This window comes from Neoaquamicrobium sediminum, assembly GCF_040970315.1.
GTDB lineage: Bacteria > Pseudomonadota > Alphaproteobacteria > Rhizobiales > Rhizobiaceae > Aerobium > Aerobium sediminum.
Genome location: NZ_JAZHFV010000002.1, coordinates 189683 through 214640, shown reverse-complemented (window position 1 = coordinate 214640; position 24958 = coordinate 189683). Strand labels below are relative to the sequence as shown.

Sequence of the window (24958 nt, the reverse complement as noted above, 5' to 3'; positions counted from 1 at the left end):
CCCATTTTGGGGTTGACATAGTTACACAGTATGGGGAATATCGCCCATCGCAATCCCGCGATGGAGAGAACCCATGCCTGCCTGTGCCTCGCGCACCCAAGCTCTGCCGGACGGACAGTTTGGTGTCGCGCCCTCCGATCTCGGGCCTATTGTCGCGTCCCGGTTTGATCCGCGCTCTCTGTCGCATCTGCCATTCTCGATAGCGCCGCGGCAAGTTCGCGGCATTGAGCCGGCGTCAGCACCAGCTGCAGGGCCGAGTGCTGCCCCAGCCGCAGCGCCTCTTCCGACTCCACATACTCAAGCCGTAGCAGGCAGCTCATGCCCGCCGCCACGGCGGAAGAATAACCGACCAGCGGGGAAAGCTTGATGTTCCCCGAAGCGTTCAGTTCGAAATCGCCACTCATTGCCTTCGCCCTTTCCGATGAGTTGGTGACAGGTGCCGGGGCGCGTTTGCCCGCGCCTCGGCATCGCAAGCTTACGCGGCTTTCGGCCGCTGCGGCCACAGCCGCACCAGTTCCAGCCCGCAATCCACAGATCACCACCGCGAGCGGCAAGCGCTGCCCGCACAACAACGGAGATTTTCCCATGCTGCACTTCTCAGGCATCGACACCGACATGGCCGCCTTTGGCAAGGCGGTTAAGGCGGCAAAGGCCAAGGCCACCCCCAAGCCGAAAACACCCCTGCGCGAGCGCGTGGCCGATGCCATGCGCGAGATCGTCGCCATTCGCGGCTCCTGCGACATGGACGATCTTGTCCTCCGGTTCCCCGACGAGGATCTGACCGAGACCGTCATCGCCGAAGCCCGCCGCCTCGCCGGCAAGGCCTTCGTGGCAAAGGTCGCCTGAGATGGACCCGCGCCGGCCGATCGATCCGCCCGTCATCGTGCCGGGCTTCGGCTATGCCCCGCACCGCGTCCTCGACCCGATCGACGGCGCGGCGCTGGCAGCCGAGAAGAACCGCGCGGCGGTAGGCGCTGCCTTCCGCTGCGTCGCCGTGCAGATAGGCATCGCGCTCGCCATCAGTGCGGTCGCGGGCTTTGTCCTCATGATCAGCATGCAGCGCATCGCAGTCTACGAGGCGCAGCTCGCCGCCTGCGTGGGAGTGTGAGCCGATGGATTGGGAGGCAAAACGCACCCTTCTGCTTGCTGCGGCGAGCGCCGCAAGCGGTGCGGTGACCGACCTCGTCGAGGCAGCACGCACTGCCACCGGCCAGAACCTGACGCAGGCCAATCAGATCGAAACCATCGGCATGATCATCGACGCCCTACGTCTGACGCTCGAAGCCAAGGGCGGACAGGGTGACGAACTGCTCCTCGTGACGCTCGACAAATGGATTGCCGACAATGGCTGAACACTCAACCATCGAATGGACCGATGCGACGTGGAACCCGGTCACCGGCTGTTCCATCGTCTCGCCCGGCTGCGCCAACTGCTATGCGATGAAGCTGGCGGGCACCCGCCTGAAAAACCACCCCAGCCGCACCGCCCTCACGGTCGACAGCAAGAACGGCCCGGTGTGGAACGGCAAGGTCCGGTTCAACGAGCAGTGGCTCGACCAGCCGCTCCGCTGGCGCCGCCCGCGCATGATCTTCGTCTGCGCCCATGGCGACCTGTTCCACGAGGACGTGCCCGACGAATGGATTGACCGCGTCTACGCCGGCATGGCCGAAACGTGGTGGCACACCTACCAGGTGCTCACCAAGCGCAGCGCGCGCATGCTCGCCTATTTCGCAGCCGAGGATCTTCGCGATCGCATCGGCGAGATCCAGCGCAAGGCCCATGGCGACAACTGCGCCTATACGAATGTCGGCATCGACGCACCGTGGCCGCTGCCCAATGTCTGGCTAGGCGTCTCGGCCGAGCGGCAGAAGGAAGCCGACGAGCGCATCCCCGACCTGCTGGCAACGCCTGCCGCAATCCGCTTCCTCTCGGCCGAGCCGCTGCTCGGGCCGATCGATCTGAGCGCAATCCGCTGGCAGGATGAAGATGCCGAGATACGCTACAACGCGTTGACCGCCGAGGCGTGGGTTGAGAATAGCGACAGCGCGTCGGCCTATACCGACGCGTGCGACGGCAACACCCGCCTCGACTGGGTCATCGCCGGCGGCGAGAGCGGCGACCGGGCCAGCCCCATGCATCCCGACTGGCCTCGCGCCCTGCGCGACCAGTGCGCCGGGGCTGACGTCCCGTTCTTCTTCAAGCAGTGGGGCAACTGGTCAGCGGTCAGCCAGATGTCCGAACAGCAGATCGACGCCTGCTATCCGCCCCTGAGTGAAAGGCACCCGGACGCGACCCGTCATTCCCTCGTCGATGAATGCGTGCTGCACGCCGATGGATCTCGACACCGCCACGTCGACCGCAACGCATTCCTGCAGGGCACCGGCGCGATGTCGATGTTCGATGTCGGCAAGAAACGCGCCGGCAGGCTGCTGGACGGCGTGGAGCACAGCGGCATGCCCCAGCCTCGCGAGGTGCAGGCGCTATGAGCGACAAACCGATTCTCTTTTCAGCGCCGATGGTCCGCGCCATCCTGCGCGAGATCGAGCAGCCCGGCACCGGCAAGACGCAGACGCGACGGTTGATCAATTTCGAGGGCATCGAGAGTGTCGTCGAGTTTGTGCCGGTCGCGACTGACAACAAGTCAGGGCGGCGGGTTTACGAAATGAAGGACGCCGCCGGCCAGTTCTTCGCTCGCCCTGCCGGCAAGCACCTTGTGGAATACCACTTTATGCCGCGCCATGCTGCCGGCGACCGCCTCTATGTCCAGGAGGCGTGGCGGACCAGCGGCTCGCTGAACAGCAGCAGACCCCGTGACCTGCCCACCTCCTCTGCCATCCTGTTCGAGGCGGACGGCGCACCGGCGCCCGTTTGGCGGGGGAAGAAGCGGCCCGGCATGTTCATGCCCCGCTGGGCCAGCCGCATCACCCTGATCGTCACCGATGTGCGCGTGCAGCGGTTGCAGGAGATCAGCGAGGCGGATGCGATCGCTGAAGGTGCCGAGGTTTCGCGCGTGCCCGGCCTTGATGGCGGTCCCATGGTGGCAACAGAGAACCCACACATCTACGCCACACCCTACAGGTGGTTTCGTGAGCTTTGGGACACCCTCAACGCCGCGCGCGGCTACGGCTGGGACGCGAACCCATGGGTAGCCGCCTACACCTTCCGCCCCATCCTCGGCAACATCGATCAGGTACAGCCATGACCAGGCAAGAAATGGAGATCGGCCTCAAGGCCGGGCGCCGACTGATCCAGGAGGAATGGGCGGACGGTTCCGAGATTAACGCCGTCGACGAGCTGTTGGCGGAAGGCATTGCCTGTGCGACGCCATGGCAGTGGAAGGACGGCTTCCAGTGCATGCGCCGCGTCGTGACGGTAGCGCCATCATGAGCATCACCCGTCACGGTTACCGCACGCAGGTCACCTGCGATTCCTGCCCGGCGAGCTACCCCAACACCTACGCGGCGGAAGACTGGCAGGTGATGATCGCTGACGCCAAGGCCGCAGGATGGATCATCCGCAAGGCAGGCCCTCAGCGCGGCCGGAACGACACGTCTGATCTGTTCGGCACCGCACCCCGCATCGCCGGCGCCAAGCGCGACGAGCCCTACACCCACACCTGCCCCGACTGCGCCAATCCCTTGCCCAAGGGAGGCCTGCTGTGAGCAAGCGCGTCCGTGTCTCTGACCTCAAGAGCACGCTGGCTGCGCTGCGCGATCTGGGCATTTCTCCCTGCGCGCTCGATACGATGCCGGACGGCACGCACCGCTGGCACTTTACCCCTCCCACGCCTCATGCTGAAAATGACCTCGATCGCGAGCTGGCGGAATTCGAGGCAAAACATGGTCATGGTCGAGCTTAAGGGACTCCACGTCGTCAAGGCGAAGGGCAAGACTTACGTCTATGCCTGGCGAGGAGGCCCGCCAGTCAAGGGCGTTCTCGGCACACCCGAGTTTCAGGCAGCGTACAACGAGGCCGTGGCCGCGCATCGCCTCCCTGACAGCGGCAAGTTTCGCTCGGTCGTCAATCGATACAAGGCAAGCCCCGATTACGCGAAGCTCGCGGCATCAACGAAAAAGAACTGGGCGCGGTGGTTGGACAGGATCTCGGATTATTTCGGCGATCTCAGCGTCAAGCAGTTCGACCGTCCCGAAAAGATCAGGCCGATCATCCGCCGCTGGCGGGGCCAGTATTCCCATCAGCCGCGCACGGCGGACTATGGCATGCAGGTGCTTTCGCGCGTCCTGTCCTTTGCGGTAGATCCGCTCGGCGCCATCGCGTCGAATCCATGCGAAGGCATCAAGCAGCTCTATTCAAACAACCGTGCGGAGATCATCTGGACCGAGGATGACATCGCCCAGCTGCGCGCCAAGGCGCCGGAACAGGTGATGTTCGCCGTCGATCTTGCGGCTGCGACCGGCTTGCGCGTCAGCGACCTGCTGCGCCTGTCATGGTCGCATATTCAGGACGACGCGATCGTGATCTCCACCGGCAAGAGCCGCCACCGGCGCGAGGCGGTCATCCCGCTCTATGACGATCTACGCGCGCTTTTGGAGCGCATTCCGCGCCGTTCCACGGCGGTGCTCACCAACAGCCGCAAGCGCCCATGGACGGCGGACGGCCTGAATTCATCCTTTGCAAAGGCGATGGACGATGCGGGGCTCAAGGAGCGCGACCTGCATTTTCACGACCTGCGCGGCACGGCGGCGACGAGGTTCTATCTCGCCGGCCTTTCGGAGCGCGTTATCGCCGAAATCATGGGCTGGGAAGAGGACTACGTGGCGCGCATCATCCGCCGTTACGTCGACCGCAAGGCGGCCTTGAAAGCCACGATCCGGCAACTCAGCGAGGCCAGAAAGTGAACAGCTATTGTAAAACTGGCTGTAAAACCGGCCCGCTTTGCGATGCCGTGTAACGGGCTCAAAGCGTTGTGGTGCAAGGTGGAGCGGGTGAAGGGAATCGAACCCTCGTCGTAAGCTTGGGAAGCTTCTGCTCTACCATTGAGCTACACCCGCGACACGCGCATTAGATCGCGGGCGGCGGCCTGCCTGTCAAGCGGCATGTTCGGCGTGTCGCAAAACCGCAGTTGAAGCGGCCGGGTCGCGGCTCTATTGAAGGCGCTGGCGCGGCCCTTGCCGCGTCGCTTCAATCTCGCCGGAGAGACAGAATTGAACGCCCTCAGGACGCTCATCGAATCGCGCCGCTTCGAAGCGGTCATCACCGCCCTCATCATCGTCAACGCCATCACGCTGGGGCTTGAGACGTCTTCCACGGTCATGGCGCGTTTCGGCGGCCTGCTGATGGCGCTCGACGTTGCCGTGCTCGCCGTATTCGTCATCGAACTCGCCGCGCGTTTCGTCGTTTATCGCACCGACTTCTTCCGCGATCCGTGGCGCGTGTTCGACCTGATCGTCGTGGCAATCGCGCTGATCCCGTCCACCGGCAATCTGTCGGTGCTGCGTGCGCTGCGCATCCTGCGCGTGCTGCGCCTCGTCAGTGTCGTGCCGTCGCTTCGCAGGGTGGTCGGGGGATTGATCGCGGCGCTGCCAGGCATGGGCTCGATCGTTCTCCTGCTCGGGCTCGTCTTCTACGTCTTCTCGGTGATGGCGACGAAGCTTTTTGCCGCAACTTTTCCCGAATGGTTCGGCTCCATCGGCGAGTCCGCCTATTCCCTGTTCCAGATCATGACGCTGGAAAGCTGGTCCATGGGCATCGTGCGGCCCGTGATGGACGTGCACCCTTATGCCTGGGTCTTCTTCATCCCGTTCATCGTGCTGACCTCGTTTGCCGTGCTCAACCTGTTCATCGGTATCATCGTCTCGGCGATGCAGGAGGAGCACGAAAGCACGGCTTCGGAGGAGCGCTCAGCCATGCAGCACGAGCAGGAGACTATCCTGGCCGAAATACGCGCCCTTCGCGAGGAAGTGCGGTCGCTGAAATCGTAGGTCCGGTCAGTCGGCGCGGAAGTGCTTGGAGAGCTTCAGGCCCTGGGCCTGGTAGTTCGACTTCAGGTCGACGCCATAGAGCTTGTCGGGGCGCGACAGCATGTGCTCGTAGACCAGCCGGCCGACGATCTGCCCGTGCTCGAGGATGAAGGGGACTTCGTGGCTGCGAACCTCCAGCACCGCGCGGCTGCCGGTGCCACCCGCCGCCGAATGGCCGAAGCCGGGATCGAAGAACCCCGCATAGTGAACGCGGAACTCGCCCACCAGTGGATCGAACGGCGTCATCTCGGCCGCATGATCCGGCGGCACGTGGACCGCCTCGCGTGACACGAGGATATAGAACTCGTCCGGATCGAGGATCAGCTCGTTGCGCCCTCGCGCAAACAGCGGCTCCCAGAAATCATGAAGGTCCTGAGCGGCGCGCTTGTCGACGTCGACAACCGCTGTGTGATGCTTGCCGCGATAGCCGATGAGCCCGTCTGCATCGCCGCGCAGGTCGATCGACAGGGCGATACCGCCGCCGGAAATGTTTGGCTCTTCCGCCGCCACGAGCGTCTGGCGGACATGCAGCCCCTGCAGCTCGGCTTCCGACAGACGCGCCAGGCCCTTGCGGAAGCGTATCTGCGACAGGCGCGATCCGGCGCGGACCACGATCGGGAATGTGCGCGGGCTCACCTCGATGAAAAGCGGGCCGTTATAGCCAGCCGGTATCTTGTCGAATTCCTGGCCGTGATCGGCCATGACGCGGGTGAAGATATCGAGCCGGCCGGTTGAGCTTTTCGGGTTTGCGGAAGCGGAAACGTCCGTCGGCAGCGCAAGGCTCTCCTGCAGCGGCACGATGTAGACGCAGCCGGTTTCCAGCACCGCGCCGGACGTCAGGTCGATCTCGTGCAGCTTGAGCCGCTCAAGCTTTTCGGCCACGGGGCTCGCCGGCCCCGGCAGGAAGCTCGCGCGCACGCGATAGGCCTTGGCGCCCAGCCGCAGGTCGAGGCTCGCAGGCTGAATCTGGTCGGCATCGAGCGGCCCGGCCGATAACAGCGCGCGGGCGTCGAACAGCGCCGCGATGTCGCGATCCGGTAGAATGCCTGTGCTGCGCAATGCCGCGTCCCCGTTCCAGTGCGGCGAGGTTTAATGAGCCAGCCGATTGACGCAAGTCCGCCATGGGCGTAAAGGGCGTTTATCCCGTGGTGATTTGCCGGTCGGCTTGCAGCCACGTTAAACAAGTCGCTAAAAGGGACCGAGAGGAAACCGGCATGCGACTTCGCGGCCGGTTTTTTTGTGTCTGGGGTTTGACGATGACGACTGAAACGAAGCGCAACTGGAAGCCGGCGACCGCGCTGGTGCATGGCGGAACCACGAGATCCGCGTTCGGCGAAACGTCCGAGGCGCTCTATCTGACCCAGGGCTTCGTCTATGACAGTGCCGAGGCAGCCGAGGCGCGTTTCAAGGGCGAGGAGCCAGGCTTCATCTATTCGCGCTATGCAAACCCCACCGTCGACATGTTCGAGAAGCGCATGTGCGAACTGGAAGGAGCGGAGGACGCCCGCGCGACGGCATCCGGCATGGCTGCCGTGTCGGCAGCACTCCTGTGCAGCGTCAAGGCTGGCGACCACGTGGTCGCAGCGCGCGCCCTTTTCGGCTCCTGCCGCTGGGTTGTCGAGAAGCTTATGCCGCAATACGGCGTCGAGACGACGCTCGTCGATGGCCGCAACCTCGCCGAATGGGAACAGGCTATCCGGCCCAATACCAAGCTGTTCTTCCTCGAAAGCCCGACCAACCCGACGCTGGAAGTGGTTGACATTGCCGCCGTCGCGAAGCTCGCCAACCAGGCCGGCGCACGGCTGGTCGTCGACAATGTGTTTGCCACGCCGCTGCAGCAGAAGCCGCTGGAACTCGGCGCGCACGTCGTCGTCTATTCGGCCACCAAGCACATTGACGGCCAGGGCCGCTGCCTCGGCGGCATCATCCTTTCCGACAAGAAGTGGATCGACGAGAACCTGCACGACTATTTCCGTCACACCGGGCCGTCGCTGTCGCCTTTCAACGCCTGGACGCTGCTCAAGGGACTCGAGACGCTGCCGCTGCGGGTCAAGCAGCAGACCGAGACGGCGGCACGCATCGCCGGCCACCTTGCCTGTCATCCGGCGATCGAGCGGGTGATCTATCCCGGGCGCAACGACCACCCACAAGCCGACATCATCGCGCGGCAGATGACGGGTGGATCGACGCTGGTGTGCTTCGACGTCAAGGGCGGCAAGCAGCAGGCGTTTTCGTTCCTCAACGCTCTGGACATCGTGAAGATCTCCAACAACCTCGGTGACGCCAAGAGTTTGGTCACGCATCCCGCCACGACCACCCACAAGAACCTTGCCGAAGACGCCCGGCTCGATCTGGGCATTCTCGGCGGCACTGTGCGGCTGTCAGTGGGACTCGAAGACGCCGACGACCTGATCGAGGATATCGACAGGGCACTGGGCAAGGCGGCTTGAGGGCTGTTCGACGTCACATTTCCGCCATCGGGCCTTGACGGTGTAGAGACCAGCATCAGAATCGGGTGCAGAGTCGAGCCATCGCCATGTACCGCAGCACGACACGAGATATCGAGGTGGAGGTCGAGCCCTTCTACCTCCCCGACCGCTCCGATCCCGACGACAGCCGCTACGTCTGGGGCTACCGGGTGACGATCGCCAATAATTCCGACGTATTCGTCCAGCTTCTGGCACGCTACTGGCGGATCACGGACGGCATTGGCCGGGTTGAGGAGGTTCGTGGACCGGGCGTTGTGGGCGAGCAGCCGGAGCTCAATCCCGGCGACAGCTTTCAGTATACGTCCGGCTGTCCGCTACGCACCCCTTCCGGCATCATGGTCGGTGCCTATACCGTGCGCAGCAGCGACGGAGAGTTCTTCGACGTGGAAATACCCGCCTTCTCGCTGGACCTGCCCGACCGCACCCAATCGGTGAACTGAACGATGGCGGAAGTCTGCGTCAACCGGGTCAGGAGGTCTCGTCGCCTTCGGGAAACAGATCCCGGTCCATGAGCGCGCGACCAAACCGATAGAGGATATCGGCGGCGAGTTCTTTCCGCTCTTCCAGAAGCCGGTTGTAAGCCTTGCCAGCGGTGAAGTTCATGCGGCGGTGCGCGGAAGGATCGAGTTCGTGAATCGCCTGCGCCAGGCAAATGGCGATCTCGCACACGGCTTGTGCCGTCTCCTCGCGCATCTCGGCGCGTGTAACCATGGTATTCGCCATGCAATCGGCCCGTCGGTCCTGTCCTGAAACGCCGAATCCTGCACTTTATGCGTTGAGTATTCATTAAGGCTGGCCGCGGGTCCCGTCAGGGTGCAGGCATCCGCGCACAACCCTCACCCGCCCGGTCAGTGCATGCAACCGGTGGATTGTCCGGCCGGATCGTCTGGTCCGCATGCTCGACCAGGGCGGAAAATCCCCAGCCAAATGCCGCGGCGGTCAGGGCAATGAGTATGATCTTGAACGTCATCAGCTTTCCAGTGCGCGCCCCAACTGCCCACGTAGCCGCGGTTAACATGAAGGGACAAGGTTCACAAAGGCTTTCGGGAACCATTAACCGAAGGCCGGGAGCCCCGACCTTCGGCTATTCGTGAACCGCGCGGCCTGAGCCGGCATGCCGATATGGGCGGTACGCTACTGTGCCGGCGCGAACTCGGCCGGATCGAATTCGTACTGCTTCGAGCAGAACTCGCAGGCGACGCTGATTGCGCCGTTTTCCGTGCTTTCCGCGATTTCCTCGGCCGTGAAGCTGTCGAGCACGGAGCGGATGCGGTCGCGCGAACACGAGCAGTCGTCGATCACGGGCGTGCCTTCGAACACACGCACGCCATGCTCGTGGAACAACCGGTACAGCAGCCGCTCAGACCCTACGGTCGGATCGAGCAGTTCGTCATGCTCCACGGTTCCAAGCAGTGCCTTGACCTCGTTCCAGCTATCGTCGGTTGGGTCCGGGGCGTCGCCATCGTCGCCGTCACCGCCCGGCAGATCCGGCAGTCGCAGCCTATCGGGCGCCTCGGGCAGGAACTGCGCAAGCAGTCCACCGGCACGCCAGTTCTCAACGGCGCCATCGTCCCCGCGCGTGAGCTGGCGGGCGACCGACAATCGAACCTCAGTCGGTATCTGCTCCGACTGACGGAAATAGGTGCGCGCAGCTTCCTCCAGAGAGGTGCCGTCAAGCTGCACGATGCCCTGGTAGCGCTGCATATACTGGCCTTGGTCGATCGTTAGCGCCAGAACGCCCACGCCAAGCAAATCCGAGGGCGATGCCTTGCCCTCGCGCACCGCCTTCTCCAGCCGCTCTGCGTCGAAGCGGGCATAGGCGCGCAGCGACTTCGGCGTCGAGAAATCGGCCACCAGCATGTCGACCGGGCCGTCGGACCGCGTCTGCAGAATGAACTTTCCGTCGAATTTCAGCGAGGTGCCGAGCAGGACCGTCAGCGCCACCGCTTCGGCCAGAAGACGCGCGACGGGTTCTGGATAGGCGTGGCGCGACAGGATCGCGTCAAGAACGGGGCCGAGCTGCACGACACGCCCACGGGCGTCGAGCGCGGCCACCTCGAAGGGAACCACATGGTCGTCCCCGGCGAAACCGAATTCGCCGAGCTTGATGTCTGTCTCAGTCACCAGAACACTTCCTGTCGTGGCGCTGCCGGCGCACGTAAGCGGCGCCCGGCAATGCGCGGCTGTGAATACCCAATGGTCGGGATGAGCCCACTAGATAGGGGTGCATCCGCACGCGATCAAGCGCCGAAGCACCAGGCGAGAACAGCCTTCTGGGCATGCAGGCGGTTCTCCGCCTCATCGAACACCACCGAATTCGGCCCGTCGATCACAGCATCCGTCACTTCCTCGCCCCGGTGGGCCGGAAGGCAGTGCATGAACAGCGCATCAGGCTTTGCATTCTCCATCAGCGCCTCGTTGACCTGATAGGGCGTAAAGACGTTGTGCCCTCTGGCGCGATGCTCCTGCCCCATCGACACCCACGTATCGGTGACGACGCAATCGGCGTCGCGTACGGCATCCTCCGGCGAGCGCATGACCTTGACCGCGCCGCCATTGCCGTTCGACCAGTCGAGGAACGGGCCAGCCGGCTCGCTGCCTTCCGGCACAGCCACATTAAGCCGGAAATCGAAGCGCGCGGAGGCCTCCATCAGGGAGTGCAGCACATTGTTGCCATCGCCGGTCCAGGCAAAGAGCTTGTCCTTGACCGGACCGCGATGCTCCTCGTAGGTCATCACGTCGGCCATGATCTGGCAGGGATGTGTATCGTCGGTAAGACCGTTGATGACCGGTACCGTCGCGTGTTCGGCCAACTCCAGCATGCGCTCATGCGATGTCGTGCGGATCATGATCGCGTCGACATAGCGCGACAAAACCTTCGCAGTGTCGGCGATCGTCTCCGAGCGGCCGAGTTGCATCTCGGTGCCGGTCAGCATGATCGTCTCGCCACCGAGCTGGCGCATGCCGACGTCGAAGGAAACGCGCGTACGCGTCGACGGCTTCTCGAAGATCATCGCCAGCACCTTGCCGGCGAGCGGCTTGTCGACCTCGCCGGACTTCAGGCGATGCTTGCGGGCGCGCGCGTCGTCGAGGATCGTCCGCAGCTCGCTGGAAGGAATGTCGGAAAGATCGGTGAAATGCCGGAACGAGCCGCTCATGATGCGCCTCCCGCACCGTTGACTGCGGTCAGCTTGCCGGCAGCCGCCCGGATGCGTTCGACACCGTCGCGGATTTCTTCAACGGTCACCGTCAGCGGCGGCAGCAATCTCACAACGTTGTCGCCGGCTGGTACCGCAAGGAAATGCGCATCGCGGAACGCGGCGTTGACCGCCGTGTTCGGCATCCTGCATTTGAGCCCGAGCATGAGGCCAGTGCCGCGCACCTCCTCGAACACGGACGGAAATTCATCGACGACCGACGCAAGCGCCTGCTTGGCCGCAAGCGCCTTGTCCTGAACGGCCTGGAGAAAACCGTCTTCAAGAACGACATCGAGCACCGCGTTGCCGACTGCCATGGCAAGCGGGTTGCCACCAAAGGTGGTGCCATGCACGCCGGCCGTCATGCCCATGGCCGCGCGGTCGGTCGCCAGGCACGCACCGACCGGGAAACCGCCACCGATGCCCTTGGCGATGGCCATGATGTCGGGCTCGATGCCAGACCATTCATAGGCGAACAGCTTGCCCGTGCGACCGATACCGCTCTGGACCTCGTCGAAGATCAAGAGAAGGCCGTGCTCATCGCAGAGCGCGCGCAGCTTCTGCAGCATCGCCGCCGGCAGCAGCCTGATGCCGCCCTCGCCCTGCACGGGTTCGATCAGGATCGCGGCCGTCTCCGGCCCGATCGCCTTTGCGGTGGCCTCGAGGTCGCCGAATGGCACCTGGTCGAAACCCTCGACCTTGGGACCGAAGCCCTCGAGATATTTCGGCTGCCCGCCCGCAGCGATGGTTGCCAGCGTCCGGCCGTGGAATGCGCCCTCGAATGTAACGATCCGATAGCGCTCGGGCGCGCCGTTTACATAATGATAGCGACGCGCGGTCTTGATCGCGCATTCGAGCGCCTCGGCGCCCGAATTGGTAAAGAACACCTTGTCGGCGAAGGTTGCGTCCACAAGCCGCTCGCCCAGGCGGCGCTGGCCGGGAATCTCGTAGAGGTTGGACACATGCCACAGACGTGCCGCCTGCTCGGTGAGCGCGGCAACCAGATGCGGATGGCTGTGCCCAAGCGAATTGACTGCGATGCCGCCGGCGAAATCGAGATAGCGCTCGCCGCTGTCCGTCACCAGCCAGCTTCCCTCGCCTCGTTCGAAGGCCAGGGGTGCGCGAGCGAAGGTCTCGTAAAGCGCCGAACCGTTCATTATATGCCTCGTCGACTGCGTCGCGGCGAATGCGCGAAGTAGATCAAAAAAGCCGCCCAAAGGGCGGCGGAGGCCAACTTATATCGGCTTTTCGGGCACTTGTGTCAAATGAAACCGATTATCCCAGAGGCCGCCCGGCGCCCGCGCCATGACAGATTGACGGCGAAGCGGAGCCAAGTTGGGGAAAACCGAAAAAACAGATTCGGCGTGGCAGCCGGACTCTTGTCACGGAGTCAGCCGATACTGTAGTTTGAAGCCAAGAAATAACTAGATTTCGTGCGGCGGATCTAATCACCCCAGTAGATGTGGTGCCAGCTGGCTACGGCCGGATGGCGATGGATTCGGATTCCGCGAACTTTTGATAGCAGGAGCCTGTTCTGATGAACTGGACCGATGAACGCGTAGAATTGCTCAAGAAGCTATGGGCGGATGGTCTGAGCGCAAGCCAGATCGCAACCCAGCTCGGCGGCGTCAGCCGCAATGCCGTCATCGGCAAGGTGCACCGGCTCAAGCTCTCCGCACGCGGTCGTACTTCATCCACGCAGCCACGCGCGAAGAAGGCCCCGGCAACAACCGGCGTCGCCAAGGCGCCGAGCCGTCCGACACGCACCGTAACGGCAACGGTCGGCGCCACCGCGCTTGCCGCGCAGTTCGATGCCGAGCCGGTTGCCCGGCAGGTGATGCGCCCGGCTGCAAACGTCGTCGTGCCGATCTCGCGCAAGCTGGCGCTCATCGAGTTGAACGAACGAACCTGCAAATGGCCGAACGGCGATCCGCTGAGTGAGGAATTCAGCTTCTGCGGCAACGAGGCCGGTGAGAGCGGACCCTATTGCGGCTACCACTCCAAGGTCGCATACCAGCCCGTATCGGAACGCCGCCGCGCCCGCTGAGAGGTTGGGGCACCAATAGTCCTAGCGGGCCGCGACACTCGCGCGCGCCACATCGTCCAGAAGGCCCTGCTGAATAAGCCGATCTATGACAAGGCGCGCGCCTTCGCGCGTCAGATGTCCATAGTCATACTGGATAGGCACATTGCCGTCCGTTACCGTCTGGCAGTTGCCATCGGCATCGCAAAGCGCCTGCAGCGGCGAGACATAGGTGACGGGCAATCCCTCAAGAGCAGACTTGACCTCCTTCTCGAGCGCTGAGACCTCCTCGTAGCGGTTGAAGGCGCGGATCTCGTGGCTGCGCCGCGGGAGTGAGGCGCTTGCCAACAGTGAAGGCAGAAAAGTCGTGTATTCGATCGGCTGGCCGATCACATACACATGATCGGTCCTGCGGAGGATTTCAGTGAGTGTTTTCCGCAGCTTCCTGATGTCGTTACCATTGCGCCAACGAGCCGCAAGAATAACGGCATCGAAGTTGCCCTCGCTCAGATAAGTGTCGAATGCGCGCGCCATCAATTCAGTGCATTGTCGTCTGCCAACGCTGTCGAGCACGGGGCGACAGCCATTGTTGCCGATGGTTATCAACGTCGCGTTGTCAGCGGATTGATAGACAGGCAGGGCGAGCTGTGTTGCATAGCTGTCGCCCAATATAAGCAACCGGGGTTCCCCACCCTGACGAGTCAGACAATCCGGCAAACTGCCGTCGGCAGGCACCGCGCGGACGCTGCAACCGGAGTACTCGTGCTCTCGCTTGTATGGGTCGAACGCTGCGTAGTGGCGCGCCTGTTCATCGAGACGTCCTGGTAGGCCGTTGCCGAGATAGGAGTAGGATGCGATGGCGGCTGTTACCGCCATCGAGACCGCACCGGCAATAATCGTGCGCCCGGGCGTCCAGAACTGAAAGCGCATCTGCCGCACCGGTCGCTCGACCAGATGCAGCGAAATCCAGGCCGCCGCGATGGAAAGCCCGATAAGCATGATCGCTTCGGTCAGCGTCGGCATGGCAGCATTGGCGTAGTGCCGGAAAAAGACGAGAACCGGCCAGTGCCAGAGATATAGTGAATAGGAGATCAATCCTATGAAAACTGCCGGCCGCAGGCTCAGCAGACGATGCGCTGAGGTGGTAGCGCTCTTCGGCCAGACCAGCAATGCAGCACCCACGCAGGGGTAAAGCGCATTCCAACCAGGGAAAGCCGTCTCTGCCGTGAGTTGGACCGCAGCATAGAAGATAAGAGCCAGGCCGACCCACCCCATGCCTTCGCCCAGAGCACGTGAAGCAATGGGTTTTGCAAAAACCAGGGCGGCACCGGCAGCGAGTTCCCATGCACGGGTATGAAGCATGAAAAATGCTACAGGTTGATCCGTTTCGACCCAATAGACAGATGCGACAAAGCTTGCGAGCGCGATAACCGCCAGCACTGCCAGCAGGAACACGGCTGACTTGCGCAACCGCCATACACACCACATGATTAGCGGCCAGAACAGATAGAACTGTTCTTCGACGGCCAACGACCAGGTGTGGAGCAGCGGCTGCATCTCCGCGGCCGGATCGAAGTAGCCGGAACTCCATAGAAAATAGAAATTGGAGAAACCGAACGCGGCGAACATGCCGCTCTCTCCCAGGCGGGCGAAATCTCCTGGCAACAGCAGCAGGTAGCCTGCTGCCACGGAGGCAACTAGGACCACCAGAAGTGCAGGAAGGATGCGTCGGAACCGCCTGTCGTAAAACCGCACCAGCGAGAACCTGTCGCCGGACAAATCCGTGAAAAGGTTCTTCGTAATCAGGTAGCCAGAGATCACGAAAAATACGTCGACGCCGATAAACCCGCCGGTAAACGGAGCGATCCCGTAGTGATAAAGCACGACGGTCAACACCGCGATCGCCCTCAGGCCATCAATGTCGGAACGATAGGCAGGAGTGGGCGTCAAAATACGGTCCGGGCTAGCTCGGTTCGGCGCGTGTTTTGGCCTGCGCAGAGCCCGAGGTCAACCATCGTAGTTCAAGCTTACGTCCCGGCTATCTGGATGATTGCAAGCAAAGGCACTCTTGCCGGAAAACCAGCTCGTCAGCTCCGGGCCGGCGCCGGGTTCATCATCACCACCCGATGGCTCTTGTCTTCCTTGGGGCGCTCCAGCGGAAGCTGTTCGCCGGTGACGACGTAATAGACCGTCTCGGCGATGTTGGTCGCGTGATCGCCGATGCGCTCGATGTTCTTGGCACAGAACAGCAGGTGCGTGCATGGCGAGATGTTGCGGGGGTCTTCCATCATGTAGGTGAGCAGCTCGCGGAACAGCGAGGTGTACATCGCGTCGATCTCCTCGTCGCGATCGCGCATGAACGCTATCGCGCCGACCGAACGCGAGGCGTAAACATCGAGCACCTGCTTCAATTGCGTCAGCGCAAGCGTGGCGAGGGCTTCCAACCCTCGGAAAAGCTGCACCGGCTGGCGTGTGTCGGCAACGGCGACTACGCGCTTGGCGATGTTCTTGCCGAGATCGCCGACGCGCTCGAGATCGGCCGAGATGCGGATCGTTCCGATGATTTCGCGCAGGTCGTCCGCCATCGGCTGGCGCTTGGCGATGAGAACGATCGCGCGGTCGTCGATCCAGCGCTGCCCCTCATCAAGCACGACGTCGTCGGCGATCACCTTACGCGCCAGCGCTGCATCGGCGTTGATCAGCGCGGCGACCGCTTCATCGACCATGCGCTCGGCATGGCCGCCCATGGCTGCAATGCGATTGCCCAGAGTGGCGAGCTCTTCATCATAGGCGCGGACGGTGTGCTGCGAGTTCATGGCGGACGATCTGCCGGGGCGATTCTTTTCGATAAATCTAAGGTAGTCGGATGACAGGAAAAAGAAAGCGTCGCACGCTGGAGCCGCTGTTTTCTCTCCTACTCCGCCGGCAGATGCACCGTAAACGCAGACCCCTCACCCAGTCTGGACTTCACGGTCAGCCTACCCTCATGGCGGGTGAGAATATGTTTGACGATCGCCAATCCGAGCCCGGTGCCGCGCCGTGTAACGGTGGTCTCCACGCGATAGAATCGTTCTGTGATGCGGGGGATGTGTTCCTCGGCGATACCCGGACCGAAGTCGCGCACGGTCACGGCCACTTCCGGTATCGGCCCGGCGCTCGTCCTGTTGATCTCGATCTCCACCTTACCGCCTGAGGCGCCGTATTTGCAGGCGTTCTCCACGAGGTTCTCGAAGACCTGGATGAGTTCATCACGGCTGCCTGGGACCAGGACCGGTTCATTGGGCCGCGTGTAGAAAACATCCACGCCGCTTTCTCGTGCCAGATGGCCAAGTGACTCGACCACGCCCGCAACCACTTCGCCGAGGTCGATTCGCGCCTCGGATCGCATGTAAGGCTTCATCTCGATGCGCGACAGAGACAGGAGATCGTCGATCAGCCGCGCCATCCGCTCCGTCTGCGCCTGCATAATCTGGAGGAAATTGTCGCGCGCCTTCTCATCGTTGCGCGCCGGCCCGCGCAGTGTTTCGATAAAGCCCGAGATCGAGGCGAGCGGGGTGCGCAGCTCGTGGCTGGCGTTGGCGATGAAGTCAGCGCGCATACGATCGATGCGGCGCGTTTCGCTCTGATCCTTGAAATGGACCACAAACAGACCCCGCGCGCCAACGGGTGCCGCCGAAACCCGAAATGCTCGCTCGATCGGCACTCTTTCGCTGTAGTCGATGGCGCCGGGCCGTCGCTCGCCAAGCAGACCCACAATGAGCTGCTGCATTTCCGGCGTGCGGAACTTATGGTGCAGCAGCGTGCCCGGGGGGATCTGGCCGAAGGCGGCAATGGCTGCCTGGTTAGCGTGGAGCGCGGCACCTCTAGCATCGAAGATGACGATCGGTTCGGGAACGGCGGCAGCCAGCTCCCGCGCCGAAAGCATGTCGATCTCATCACTGTCGCCGATACGCAGCTCTGTCGCCTGAACCATCTACGAGCCTTGCAATTCCGATGTCGCCGGTCCGTTGCCTCTAGACCCGGGCGGGACCACCCCATAGCATGGTTTCCCCACATCACAGGAATATCTCAATGGGCAACCCCTCCCCCAAATTCGAGACTCCCGTCAAGCCGATCAAGCTCGTCATCGACGGCAAAAAACGTGTCTTCGACATCGACGATCCAAAACTCCCGGATTGGGTCGACGACATGGAACTGAAGGCGGGCGGCTATCCCTATGACAGCAAGATGGACAAATCCGAATACGAGGACACGCTGGAAAAGCTTCAGGTAGAGCTGGTGAAGCTGCAAAGCTGGATGCAGAAGAGCGGAGAACGCGTGCTGGTCCTGTTCGAGGGGCGCGATGCAGCCGGCAAAGGCGGCACGATCTTCGTCACGCGACAGTACATGAACCCGCGCACGGCGCGGAACGTCGCGCTGACCAAACCGACGGAGACCGAGCGAGGCCAATGGTACTTCCAGCGCCACGTCGCGCATTTTCCGACCAGCGGCGAGTTCGTGACCTTCGACCGCTCCTGGTACAATAGAGCCGGCGTCGAGCCCGTAATGGGCTTCTGCACGCCCGAGCAGCACGAGAAGTTCCTCGAGGAAGCGCCGCTGTTCGAAAAAGGTATCGTCGCCGACGGCATCCGCTTCTTCAAGTTCTGGCTCACAATCGGGCAGGAAACCCAGCTCGGCCGGTTCCATGACCGTCGGCACAGCGCGCTCAAGGCTTGGAAGTTCTCGCCGATGGATGTCGCAGGCATGGAAAAGTGGGACGAATACACGAAAGCGCGCGATCTGATGTTCGAGCGGACCCACACCGAGCATGCCCCGTGGACGGTCGTTCGCGCCAACGACAAGCGACGCTTGCGTCTGGCCGTCATCCGCCGCCTGTTGCTCACAATTCCCTATGCCGGGCGCGACCTCGACGTTATCGGCGCGGAGGACGACAAGATCATCGGCGCGCCTTCCTCGGCCTTGCGCTGAGGGTTTTCGGCCCTGGCGCGCACGAAAGAGCGCGCGGGCCGATGATGCGTCTTGTTCCAGTGGTGCGGCCGACGATAGATTTCCCACAGCGCCAGCCAGGCCGCCAGCGACAGCCGCATCCAGTGGAAAGGCGTTTGCAGGGCGATCGAGACCAGCCCGACCTTCTCTTTTAGCGTGAGTGTCGCCATTCCGATTGCGACGAAGGCCGCATATCCGGCAAGGATGTTGACGAAGCCGATAGTGACCAGCACGATTTCCAGGTTCTGCATCGAGCCGACCAAGGCGAGTTTCGCGATCACATAGAGGATCGTGAATAGGAAGACCGGGTGGACCAGCGCCGATACGAGCATACCCAGAAACAGTACCTGCATGAGCAGGAAGGAAAGCGGGCCAAGATCTTTCCAAAGGGTACGTGGTGAACGCATGTGGACCAGCCACGTCTGCGCCCAGCCCTTGAACCAGCGCACACGCTGCGGCAGCCAGGTCTTGAGATCGTCCGGCCCGTCTTCGTAGGTTGGATGCGTGATGACGCCGACGCGATAGCCGAAGCGTTTAAGCCGAAGCCCGAGATCCGCATCCTCGGTCACGTTGTAGGCGTCCCAGCCGCCGGCGTCCACGAGTGCCGATCGCCGGAAGTGGTTCGACGTTCCGCCTAGCGGCAGAAGCGCGCCCAGGCCGGCCAGCCATGGCAGCACACCGCGGAAAAGCCCTGCATACTCAAACGCGAACATCCGCGACAGCGGGCTTGCCGATGCGTTGGTAATGACGAGCGGCGCTTGCAGGCAGGCGAGCGTGTCGTCCTCGGCATGAAAGCGTTGCCATGCCTCGATGAGCTGATGCGGATGCGGGCGATCCTCGGCATCGAAAAGCGTGACGAATTCTCCGCCGCATAGCGGCAGCGCATATGCCAGCGCCTTCGGCTTTGTGCGGGGCAGTCCTGGCGGCACGGTTATGATCTCGATGCAGGGGCGTAACTTATGCTCGCGCAACGCCGCCAGCGTCTCGTGGTCGTCCTCCTCGCAGACCAGCTTGATCTCCAGCTTGCTGCGAGGCCATTGCAGCCGGCCGAGAGCGACCAGAAGCTGCGGGATCACCTCCCGCTCGCGATAAAGCGCGACCATGACGGAGTAGACCGGCAACGCGGCTGGATCGACGGGCGGCGGCGAACGCAATCTCAGGGGCTGGGCTGCTGTCAGCGCCAGGATCCGTAGCGCAACACAGGCGCCAAAGGCGAGCGTCGCGACCAGATGCAGCGCCAGGATGGTCTCCATCGCCGCGACGGCCAGACAGAGCGGCAGGACAACGAGGATCGTCGCGACGCACGCGCCCTGCCAGGCATTCGCGACGATGCGTGCAGACAAGTCGGTGTGGCGAAGGAAGAGACCGTTCTGGGCATCCTCGACCAGTCGCCGCTTCGTCAGCTCCAGAATAGCAGTGCGAAGGACGCCCGGCGGAGACACCACAAGACGCGTCTTCAAATGTGGCGATGCCGCCAGCCTGGCGCGCATGAGTGAAATTCCGACATCGGGCGTAGCGATCACATGCAACGTGGTGCCGTCCGTCCGCTCGAGCAGGGCCAGAGGCAGACCGCGGGGGCGGCGCAAGGCCGCCAGGCGGTAGCGCTCGGGCACTTTCAGCCTCTTCGCATCGATTTCGGACAGAAACGGCAAATCCAGTTCATCGGCGATGGCACGGAAAAGCACTGCCTCGTCGATTTCGCCGGAAGCGAGCAACTCCACAACGAAACCGGTGCCATTTGCGGACGCGCGATCCAGCGCCCGCAGCACGATTTCGGATGTCAGTCTGGTTCGTCGGATGACCGGCAACCATTCGCGCATAAGCAGATCGCGAGGGCTGGCCCGGGACATTTCCGCTGCTGCGGGGCGTGTGGACGGACCCGAGCCGAGGGCGACTTCTGGAAGACCATTATCTGGCGCGCAGTTCAGTCGCCCAACGGTCAACAAGGACGGGCCTATCGGCGGCGCTACGTTGGGAACATGCGACGCGCCGGAAAAAGCCACGGCCTAATCTCCGCTCGCAATGCGACAGGCCAGGCACAACGGCCGGATACGACGGAAGGCAGCAAGGCCTTTCGTTGCTAACGAACGTATCTGACAGCAAAGATCGACAGATCGGACAGACTGCCCGAAAGACACCGAGTACATGGAACCCCCACCCCAGGTTGCAATGTATTTGGTGTTTTTTTGCTTTTCAATAGATTTTTAATCATCTGCATCCGCAGTAATTTTCTGCATTGACCTTGTTGCATCGCAATCCATTTGGATTTCGATCCTCCAGACAAGAGCCCGCGGGTTGCGCGCCCCAGTTGATAGGCCCGCAGGCAAGCGATCAGGCAGACAGCAGAAGGCGCGACGACGCGGTATCTGCTTCATGTCACTACAGTTCGGCCGCGCGTGAGATGCGACATTCGATTTGCGAGACCGCCCCCAACCCGTTATCGAATGGCAATCTCGTTCCACCGGCGACGGCGTTTCATGCACCGGACACTAACCCTTCTTCTGTCTGCTTTGGCGATCATGACCGCACTGGCCGGCTCAGCCGCGCGTGCGGCCGAGCCGTCCATTCCAAACTATTGGGACGAGCGGGAGCGGCTACCGAAACCCGACCTATCCGGCGTCGAGCGCCTGCGCTTCCTGACGACGATCGATTTTCCCCCCTTCAGCTTTTTGGACGGGCAAGGCAGGCTGTCCGGTTTCCATGTCGACCTGGCGCGGGAAGTCTGCCGCGAACTCGACATCGTGGCGCGCTGCCAGATCCAGGGGCTGCCCTGGGACGAACTGGACACCGCCATGGCAACGGGCCAGGGAGAAGCGCTGATAGCGGGGACGCCGATCAATGCGCAGACCCGGGAAAGCTACCTCTTTTCCCGGCCTTATCTGCGCTTTCCGGCGCGCTTCATCGTTCGCAAGAGCACCACGCTGTACGAACCCCTGTACAAGGCAATCGACGGCAAGCGTACGGGCGTGATGGCGGGCACTGCCCACGAGGCCATGCTGCGGCGTTATTTTCCGGACGCCAAAGCGGTGACCTTCACGAAGCCTGAATGGCTTCAGGACGCACTGCGCGAAGGCAGGATCGACGGCATCTTCGGCGACGGGATGCGGCTTTCCTTCTGGCTTGCCGGATCTGCATCGCAAAATTGCTGTCGTTTCGCCGGTGGACCGTACCTCGCACCGGAATTCCTCGGCTCGGGTCTAGCTATCGCCGTCAAGCGCGACGATGCCGTGCTGGCGCGCGCGTTCGACTTCGCGCTGCGCGAAATCTCGGTCAACGGAACGTTTGCCGAGCTCTACCTGAAATATTTCCCTGTCAGCTTCTACTGAGCGGTTTCAGCCGGACGTGCGGTGCCTGATGGCGGCCGAGCGCTCGATCGCCGCCACGGCCAGCGGGTCCAGCCCGAAGCGATCCTTGACCAGATCGAGCACGCGCGTTTCCTCTTCGCGCACCGAAAGGTCGGCAGCCGCAATGTCGACTGCAAGCGCGTAGGCAGTTTCGCGCAGATCCTCGGAAAGTGCGCCCTTTATGAGCGCCAACACGCTCGCAAAGCCGTCTTCCTGCTGCAGAAGTTGCTGGCACTCCTGCGCCACGGCAAGCGTGCGAGACTGATCGAAGCCCTGGAAGATGGGCAGCGTGCGGACAATCGCACCGATGCGCGCCAGTTCTTCGTCACCCATGTCGCGGTCGGATGCCGACATGATGACCATCAGATAGACCATCGCTTCCTGCGGGGTCGGCTTCGACATGTTCTGCTCCATTGATGCTGTCCGAACCGCAAGGTAGGAAGCTGCGAGCGCTACCGCAATGAAAAACCCCTGTCGCGATTGACGCATTGCTCAAGCGCGCATAGACGTTGCGCGCGCTGGCAAGAAGGCCCGCAAATCTTCACAGGACACTCGAAATGACCACTTTGCGATCGAACTCGCTGATGCTTTCGCCCGAAATCCTTTCGGCAGCACGCGAGAGCAAAGCGTGGCCGTTCGAGGAGGCCCGCAAGATCATCAAACGTTACGAAGGCGGCAACTGGCCGGAGGTCGTGCTGTTCGAGACCGGCTACGGCCCCTCTGGTCTTCCGCATATCGGTACGTTCGGCGAGGTGGCGCGCACATCGATGGTGCGTCACGCCTTCCGTATACTGACCGAGGACCAGGTTCCCACCAAGCTGATCTGCTTTTCGGACGACATGGACGGGATGCGCAAGATCCCGGACAACGTGCCGGATCGCGCGTTCCTGGAGCCTTATCTGCACAAGCCGCTGACCGTGGTGCCGAACCCCTTCGGGGGCGACTATGAGAGCTTCGGCCATCATAACAATGCCATGCTGTGCCGCTTCCTCGATACGTTCGGCTTCGACTACGAGTTCGCCAGCGCTACGGACTATTACAAGTCAGGTCGCCTCGACGCGATCCTGAAGCGCGTGGCGGAACGCTACGAAGCGATCATGGCGATCATGCTGCCGACGCTCGGCGAGGAACGCCAGGCGACCTACAGCCCCTTCCTGCCGATCTCGCCGAAGACGGGGCGCGTGCTCTACGTCCCTATGAAGAAGGTCGATGCAGAGGCCGGAACGATCACCTTCGACGACGAGGACGGCACGGAGACGACCCTTCCGGTCACCGGCGGCAAGGTCAAGCTGCAGTGGAAGCCGGACTTCGGCGCGCGCTGGGCGGCGCTGGGCATCGATTTCGAGATGTTCGGCAAGGACCACGGGCCGAACATGGGCGTCTACGACCGCATCTGCGTCGCGCTCGGCGGCCGTGCACCGGAGCACTTCGTCTATGAACTCTTCCTCGACGAGAACGGGCAGAAGATCTCGAAGTCGAAGGGCAACGGCCTGACGATCGACGAATGGCTGACCTATGCGCCGACGGAGAGCCTTGCGCTCTACATGTTCCAGAAGCCGCGCACGGCCAAGAAGCTCTACTTCGACGTCATTCCGCGCGCGGTCGATGAGTATTACCAGTTCCTGTCTGCCTATCAGCGGCAGGACTGGAAGGAGCGGCTGGGCAATCCGGTCTGGCATATCCATGACGGCAATCCGCCAGTCGTCGACATGCCGGTGCCGTTCGGCCTGCTGCTCAATCTCGTCAGCGCTTCGAACGCGCACGACAAGTCGGTGCTGTGGGGGTTCATTTCCCGCCACGCTGCAGGCGTGACACCGCAGACCCATCCCGAGCTCGACCGGCTGGTCGGTTACGCGATCCGCTACTTCGAAGACTTCGTGAAGCCGCAGAAGCAGTTCCGCGCGCCGGATACGGTGGAAGCAGAGGCCCTGCAGGCGCTCGCCGACAAGCTCGCGACGCTGCCGGCCGGTTCGGATGGCGAGGCGATCCAGAACGCCGCGCTGGATGTCGCCCGCGCAATCGAGCGCTATCAGGATCATTCCAAGAAGAGCCCCGAGGGCGGTCCCGGGGTCTCGGTGGCCTTCTTCCAGATGATCTACCAGGTGCTGATCGGGCAGGAACGCGGCCCGCGCTTCGGCTCCTTTGCCGCGCTCTACGGCATCGACAATACGCGTGCGCTGATCGGCAAGGCGCTGAGCGGGGAACTAACCGCCTGAGGTTTCAGGCAGGGTGAGCGTCAGCGGGGGCGGGGCGGCGCTGGAAGGTGCTGCGCCGAAGAGCCCCCGCCCCTTTTCCCGCACTTCGGCCTCCATTTCGGCATAGGGACCATCGGCCACGGCACGCACCCAGCCCTGGGCGACCAGCCAAGCTGCCGCGTCATGTCCGCCAAGTTTGCACTCGGTCACGACGGTTTCCTGCGGAGGAACCGGCGGCACAACACAGGACAGCGCGCGGCCGCGCAGCCAGTTGCGGAAAGCGGTGCGGGCATGCACGCCGCACGGCCAGGATGCGCCATCGCTTCCACAGGTCTCATCCGCATCGGTGACCTCGATGCCCGAAAGCGCGACGTGATAGCCACGTGCCTCGAACGCGCCGGCAGCGGTTGCCACCGGCCGGTGAAGCATGGTTTCGGCGGGCGGCCCTTCGGACGGGGCCCGCACGCGGCCGATGCCCAGCGCCTCGCGCGGATCGATCCGCTCCAGCCCTTCCTGCTCCACGAGTGGTGCCGCGACCACATCCGGTGCAACGGGCCGGACCCGAGAAGGAACGGGCAGCAGCGGCACCGCGGGGGCCGGCTGTGCCACGGCCTCTGGCTCCACGGGAACCGTCTCGACCGCGGCAGGGTCTTTGTGGCTGGTCAGGAAATCGCCGGAAGACAGGAGCGCGGCGCTCACGCCGGCGAGTCCGGCCAGAGCGACGATTGCCGCCACGGGCCGC

The 24958-nt window shown here is 62.9% G+C and carries 29 protein-coding genes, 1 tRNA gene and 1 riboswitch; of the genes, 16 read left to right on the top strand and 14 right to left on the bottom strand.

All coding sequences use genetic code 11. The features are described from left to right. Positions 1-146 precede the first annotated feature (146 nt). A complete protein-coding gene (locus V1479_RS06320) occupies positions 147-404 on the bottom strand; it encodes a hypothetical protein (protein ID WP_368802164.1) in 258 nt (85 codons plus the stop codon). A 181-nt stretch (positions 405-585) separates the two neighbouring features. On the opposite strand from V1479_RS06320, the gene V1479_RS06315 reads away from it, so the two are divergent. The 9 genes from V1479_RS06315 to V1479_RS06275 are packed head-to-tail and all read left to right on the top strand — an operon-like array spanning position 586 to position 4860. Continuing rightward, positions 586-846 carry a hypothetical protein gene (locus tag V1479_RS06315; RefSeq protein WP_368802163.1) on the top strand — a complete coding sequence of 87 codons (261 nt, stop codon included), beginning with the start codon at positions 586-588 and terminating at the stop codon, positions 844-846. A 1-nt stretch (position 847) separates the two neighbouring features. Beyond that, complete coding sequence (locus V1479_RS06310; protein ID WP_368802162.1) at positions 848-1108, top strand: hypothetical protein; 261 nt, start codon at positions 848-850, stop codon at positions 1106-1108. Positions 1109-1112: 4 nt separating this feature from the next. Continuing rightward, positions 1113-1352: a hypothetical protein gene (locus V1479_RS06305; RefSeq protein WP_368802161.1), complete on the top strand. Its 240-nt coding sequence runs from the start codon at positions 1113-1115 to the stop codon at positions 1350-1352. After that, positions 1345-2487, top strand: coding sequence for a DUF5131 family protein (locus tag V1479_RS06300; RefSeq protein ID WP_368802160.1), 1143 nt, complete (start codon positions 1345-1347; stop codon positions 2485-2487). The genes V1479_RS06305 and V1479_RS06300 overlap by 8 nt, the downstream gene beginning before the upstream one ends. Further along, positions 2484-3203 carry a hypothetical protein gene (locus V1479_RS06295; RefSeq protein ID WP_368802159.1) on the top strand — a complete coding sequence of 240 codons (720 nt, stop codon included), beginning with the start codon at positions 2484-2486 and terminating at the stop codon, positions 3201-3203. Before V1479_RS06300 ends, V1479_RS06295 begins: the two co-directional genes overlap by 4 nt. Further along, positions 3200-3388, top strand: coding sequence for a hypothetical protein (locus V1479_RS06290; RefSeq protein ID WP_368802158.1), 189 nt, complete (start codon positions 3200-3202; stop codon positions 3386-3388). Before V1479_RS06295 ends, V1479_RS06290 begins: the two co-directional genes overlap by 4 nt. Then, positions 3385-3663, top strand: coding sequence for a hypothetical protein (locus V1479_RS06285; RefSeq protein WP_368802157.1), 279 nt, complete (start codon positions 3385-3387; stop codon positions 3661-3663). The genes V1479_RS06290 and V1479_RS06285 overlap by 4 nt, the downstream gene beginning before the upstream one ends. Next, positions 3660-3860, top strand: a complete 201-nt coding sequence (locus tag V1479_RS06280; RefSeq protein ID WP_368802156.1) for a hypothetical protein — start codon at positions 3660-3662, stop codon at positions 3858-3860. Before V1479_RS06285 ends, V1479_RS06280 begins: the two co-directional genes overlap by 4 nt. Next, a complete protein-coding gene (locus tag V1479_RS06275) occupies positions 3841-4860 on the top strand; it encodes a tyrosine-type recombinase/integrase (protein ID WP_368802155.1) in 1020 nt (339 codons plus the stop codon). The genes V1479_RS06280 and V1479_RS06275 overlap by 20 nt, the downstream gene beginning before the upstream one ends. A 79-nt stretch (positions 4861-4939) precedes the next feature. Here V1479_RS06275 and V1479_RS06270 read toward each other — a convergent pair. Further along, positions 4940-5013: transfer RNA gene (locus V1479_RS06270), tRNA-Gly, on the bottom strand. Positions 5014-5166: 153 nt separating this feature from the next. Between V1479_RS06270 and V1479_RS06265 the strand changes: the two genes are divergently transcribed. Beyond that, positions 5167-5943 carry an ion transporter gene (locus tag V1479_RS06265; RefSeq protein WP_368802154.1) on the top strand — a complete coding sequence of 259 codons (777 nt, stop codon included), beginning with the start codon at positions 5167-5169 and terminating at the stop codon, positions 5941-5943. Between the two features lie 6 nt (positions 5944-5949). On the opposite strand, the gene V1479_RS06260 is transcribed toward V1479_RS06265, so the two are convergent. Further along, positions 5950-7041 (bottom strand): 2'-deoxycytidine 5'-triphosphate deaminase, encoded by a 1092-nt coding sequence (locus V1479_RS06260; RefSeq protein ID WP_368802153.1) that lies wholly within the window; start codon positions 7039-7041, stop codon positions 5950-5952. A 76-nt stretch (positions 7042-7117) separates the two neighbouring features. Further along, a riboswitch (SAM riboswitch) is annotated at positions 7118-7195 on the top strand. Between the two features lie 43 nt (positions 7196-7238). On the opposite strand from V1479_RS06260, the gene V1479_RS06255 reads away from it, so the two are divergent. Beyond that, positions 7239-8432, top strand: coding sequence for an O-succinylhomoserine sulfhydrylase (locus V1479_RS06255; protein WP_368802152.1), 1194 nt, complete (start codon positions 7239-7241; stop codon positions 8430-8432). A gap of 86 nt (positions 8433-8518) precedes the next feature. Continuing rightward, on the top strand, positions 8519-8911 hold the full coding sequence (apaG, locus tag V1479_RS06250; RefSeq protein ID WP_173187122.1) for a Co2+/Mg2+ efflux facilitator ApaG/CorD: 393 nt from the start codon (positions 8519-8521) through the stop codon (positions 8909-8911). 28 nt (positions 8912-8939) lie between these two features. On the opposite strand, the gene V1479_RS06245 is transcribed toward apaG, so the two are convergent. The 5 genes from V1479_RS06245 to V1479_RS06225 all read right to left on the bottom strand — a co-directional run bounded on the left by V1479_RS06245 (position 8940) and on the right by V1479_RS06225 (position 12825). Then, the gene (locus V1479_RS06245) at positions 8940-9164 is read right to left on the bottom strand and encodes a hypothetical protein (protein ID WP_173187124.1); all 225 of its coding nucleotides are present in this window, start codon (positions 9162-9164) and stop codon (positions 8940-8942) included. 115 nt (positions 9165-9279) lie between these two features. Beyond that, complete coding sequence (locus V1479_RS06240) at positions 9280-9441, bottom strand: hypothetical protein (RefSeq protein ID WP_173187126.1); 162 nt, start codon at positions 9439-9441, stop codon at positions 9280-9282. Positions 9442-9605: 164 nt separating this feature from the next. Then, positions 9606-10595, bottom strand: a complete 990-nt coding sequence (locus tag V1479_RS06235) for an Hsp33 family molecular chaperone (RefSeq protein WP_368802151.1) — start codon at positions 10593-10595, stop codon at positions 9606-9608. A 116-nt stretch (positions 10596-10711) separates the two neighbouring features. Further along, on the bottom strand, positions 10712-11629 hold the full coding sequence (gene argF / locus V1479_RS06230) for an ornithine carbamoyltransferase (protein WP_173187130.1): 918 nt from the start codon (positions 11627-11629) through the stop codon (positions 10712-10714). Continuing rightward, the gene (locus V1479_RS06225; protein WP_368802150.1) at positions 11626-12825 is read right to left on the bottom strand and encodes an aspartate aminotransferase family protein; all 1200 of its coding nucleotides are present in this window, start codon (positions 12823-12825) and stop codon (positions 11626-11628) included. Before V1479_RS06225 ends, argF begins: the two co-directional genes overlap by 4 nt. Before the next feature lie 380 nt (positions 12826-13205). On the opposite strand from V1479_RS06225, the gene V1479_RS06220 reads away from it, so the two are divergent. Next, the gene (locus V1479_RS06220; RefSeq protein ID WP_368802149.1) at positions 13206-13715 is read left to right on the top strand and encodes a GcrA family cell cycle regulator; all 510 of its coding nucleotides are present in this window, start codon (positions 13206-13208) and stop codon (positions 13713-13715) included. Between the two features lie 21 nt (positions 13716-13736). Here the strand turns inward: V1479_RS06220 and V1479_RS06215 are convergent, their stop codons facing one another. The 3 genes from V1479_RS06215 to V1479_RS06205 all read right to left on the bottom strand — a co-directional run bounded on the left by V1479_RS06215 (position 13737) and on the right by V1479_RS06205 (position 17664). Continuing rightward, positions 13737-15641, bottom strand: coding sequence for an acyltransferase family protein (locus V1479_RS06215; RefSeq protein WP_368802148.1), 1905 nt, complete (start codon positions 15639-15641; stop codon positions 13737-13739). 137 nt (positions 15642-15778) lie between these two features. Then, complete coding sequence (gene phoU / locus V1479_RS06210; RefSeq protein WP_173187138.1) at positions 15779-16507, bottom strand: phosphate signaling complex protein PhoU; 729 nt, start codon at positions 16505-16507, stop codon at positions 15779-15781. A gap of 98 nt (positions 16508-16605) precedes the next feature. After that, positions 16606-17664 (bottom strand): sensor histidine kinase, encoded by a 1059-nt coding sequence (locus V1479_RS06205; RefSeq protein ID WP_368802147.1) that lies wholly within the window; start codon positions 17662-17664, stop codon positions 16606-16608. A gap of 98 nt (positions 17665-17762) precedes the next feature. Between V1479_RS06205 and ppk2 the strand changes: the two genes are divergently transcribed. Next, positions 17763-18659 carry a polyphosphate kinase 2 gene (ppk2, locus tag V1479_RS06200; protein WP_368802146.1) on the top strand — a complete coding sequence of 299 codons (897 nt, stop codon included), beginning with the start codon at positions 17763-17765 and terminating at the stop codon, positions 18657-18659. Here the strand turns inward: ppk2 and V1479_RS06195 are convergent. Beyond that, positions 18581-20527 carry a glycosyltransferase family 2 protein gene (locus V1479_RS06195; protein ID WP_368802145.1) on the bottom strand — a complete coding sequence of 649 codons (1947 nt, stop codon included), beginning with the start codon at positions 20525-20527 and terminating at the stop codon, positions 18581-18583. The genes ppk2 and V1479_RS06195 overlap by 79 nt on opposite strands. Before the next feature lie 627 nt (positions 20528-21154). Between V1479_RS06195 and V1479_RS06190 the strand changes: the two genes are divergently transcribed. After that, positions 21155-22003 carry a transporter substrate-binding domain-containing protein gene (locus tag V1479_RS06190; protein ID WP_368802144.1) on the top strand — a complete coding sequence of 283 codons (849 nt, stop codon included), beginning with the start codon at positions 21155-21157 and terminating at the stop codon, positions 22001-22003. A gap of 6 nt (positions 22004-22009) precedes the next feature. On the opposite strand, the gene V1479_RS06185 is transcribed toward V1479_RS06190, so the two are convergent. Beyond that, positions 22010-22423, bottom strand: coding sequence for a tellurite resistance TerB family protein (locus V1479_RS06185; protein ID WP_244648465.1), 414 nt, complete (start codon positions 22421-22423; stop codon positions 22010-22012). Between the two features lie 155 nt (positions 22424-22578). Here V1479_RS06185 and V1479_RS06180 point away from each other — a divergent pair, with 155 nt between their 5' ends. Beyond that, on the top strand, positions 22579-24237 hold the full coding sequence (locus V1479_RS06180; RefSeq protein WP_368802143.1) for a lysine--tRNA ligase: 1659 nt from the start codon (positions 22579-22581) through the stop codon (positions 24235-24237). Here the strand turns inward: V1479_RS06180 and V1479_RS06175 are convergent. Beyond that, positions 24226-24951, bottom strand: coding sequence for a thermonuclease family protein (locus tag V1479_RS06175; RefSeq protein WP_368802142.1), 726 nt, complete (start codon positions 24949-24951; stop codon positions 24226-24228). The two genes, V1479_RS06180 and V1479_RS06175, sit on opposite strands and share 12 nt — an antisense overlap. Positions 24952-24958: the final 7 nt, after the last annotated feature.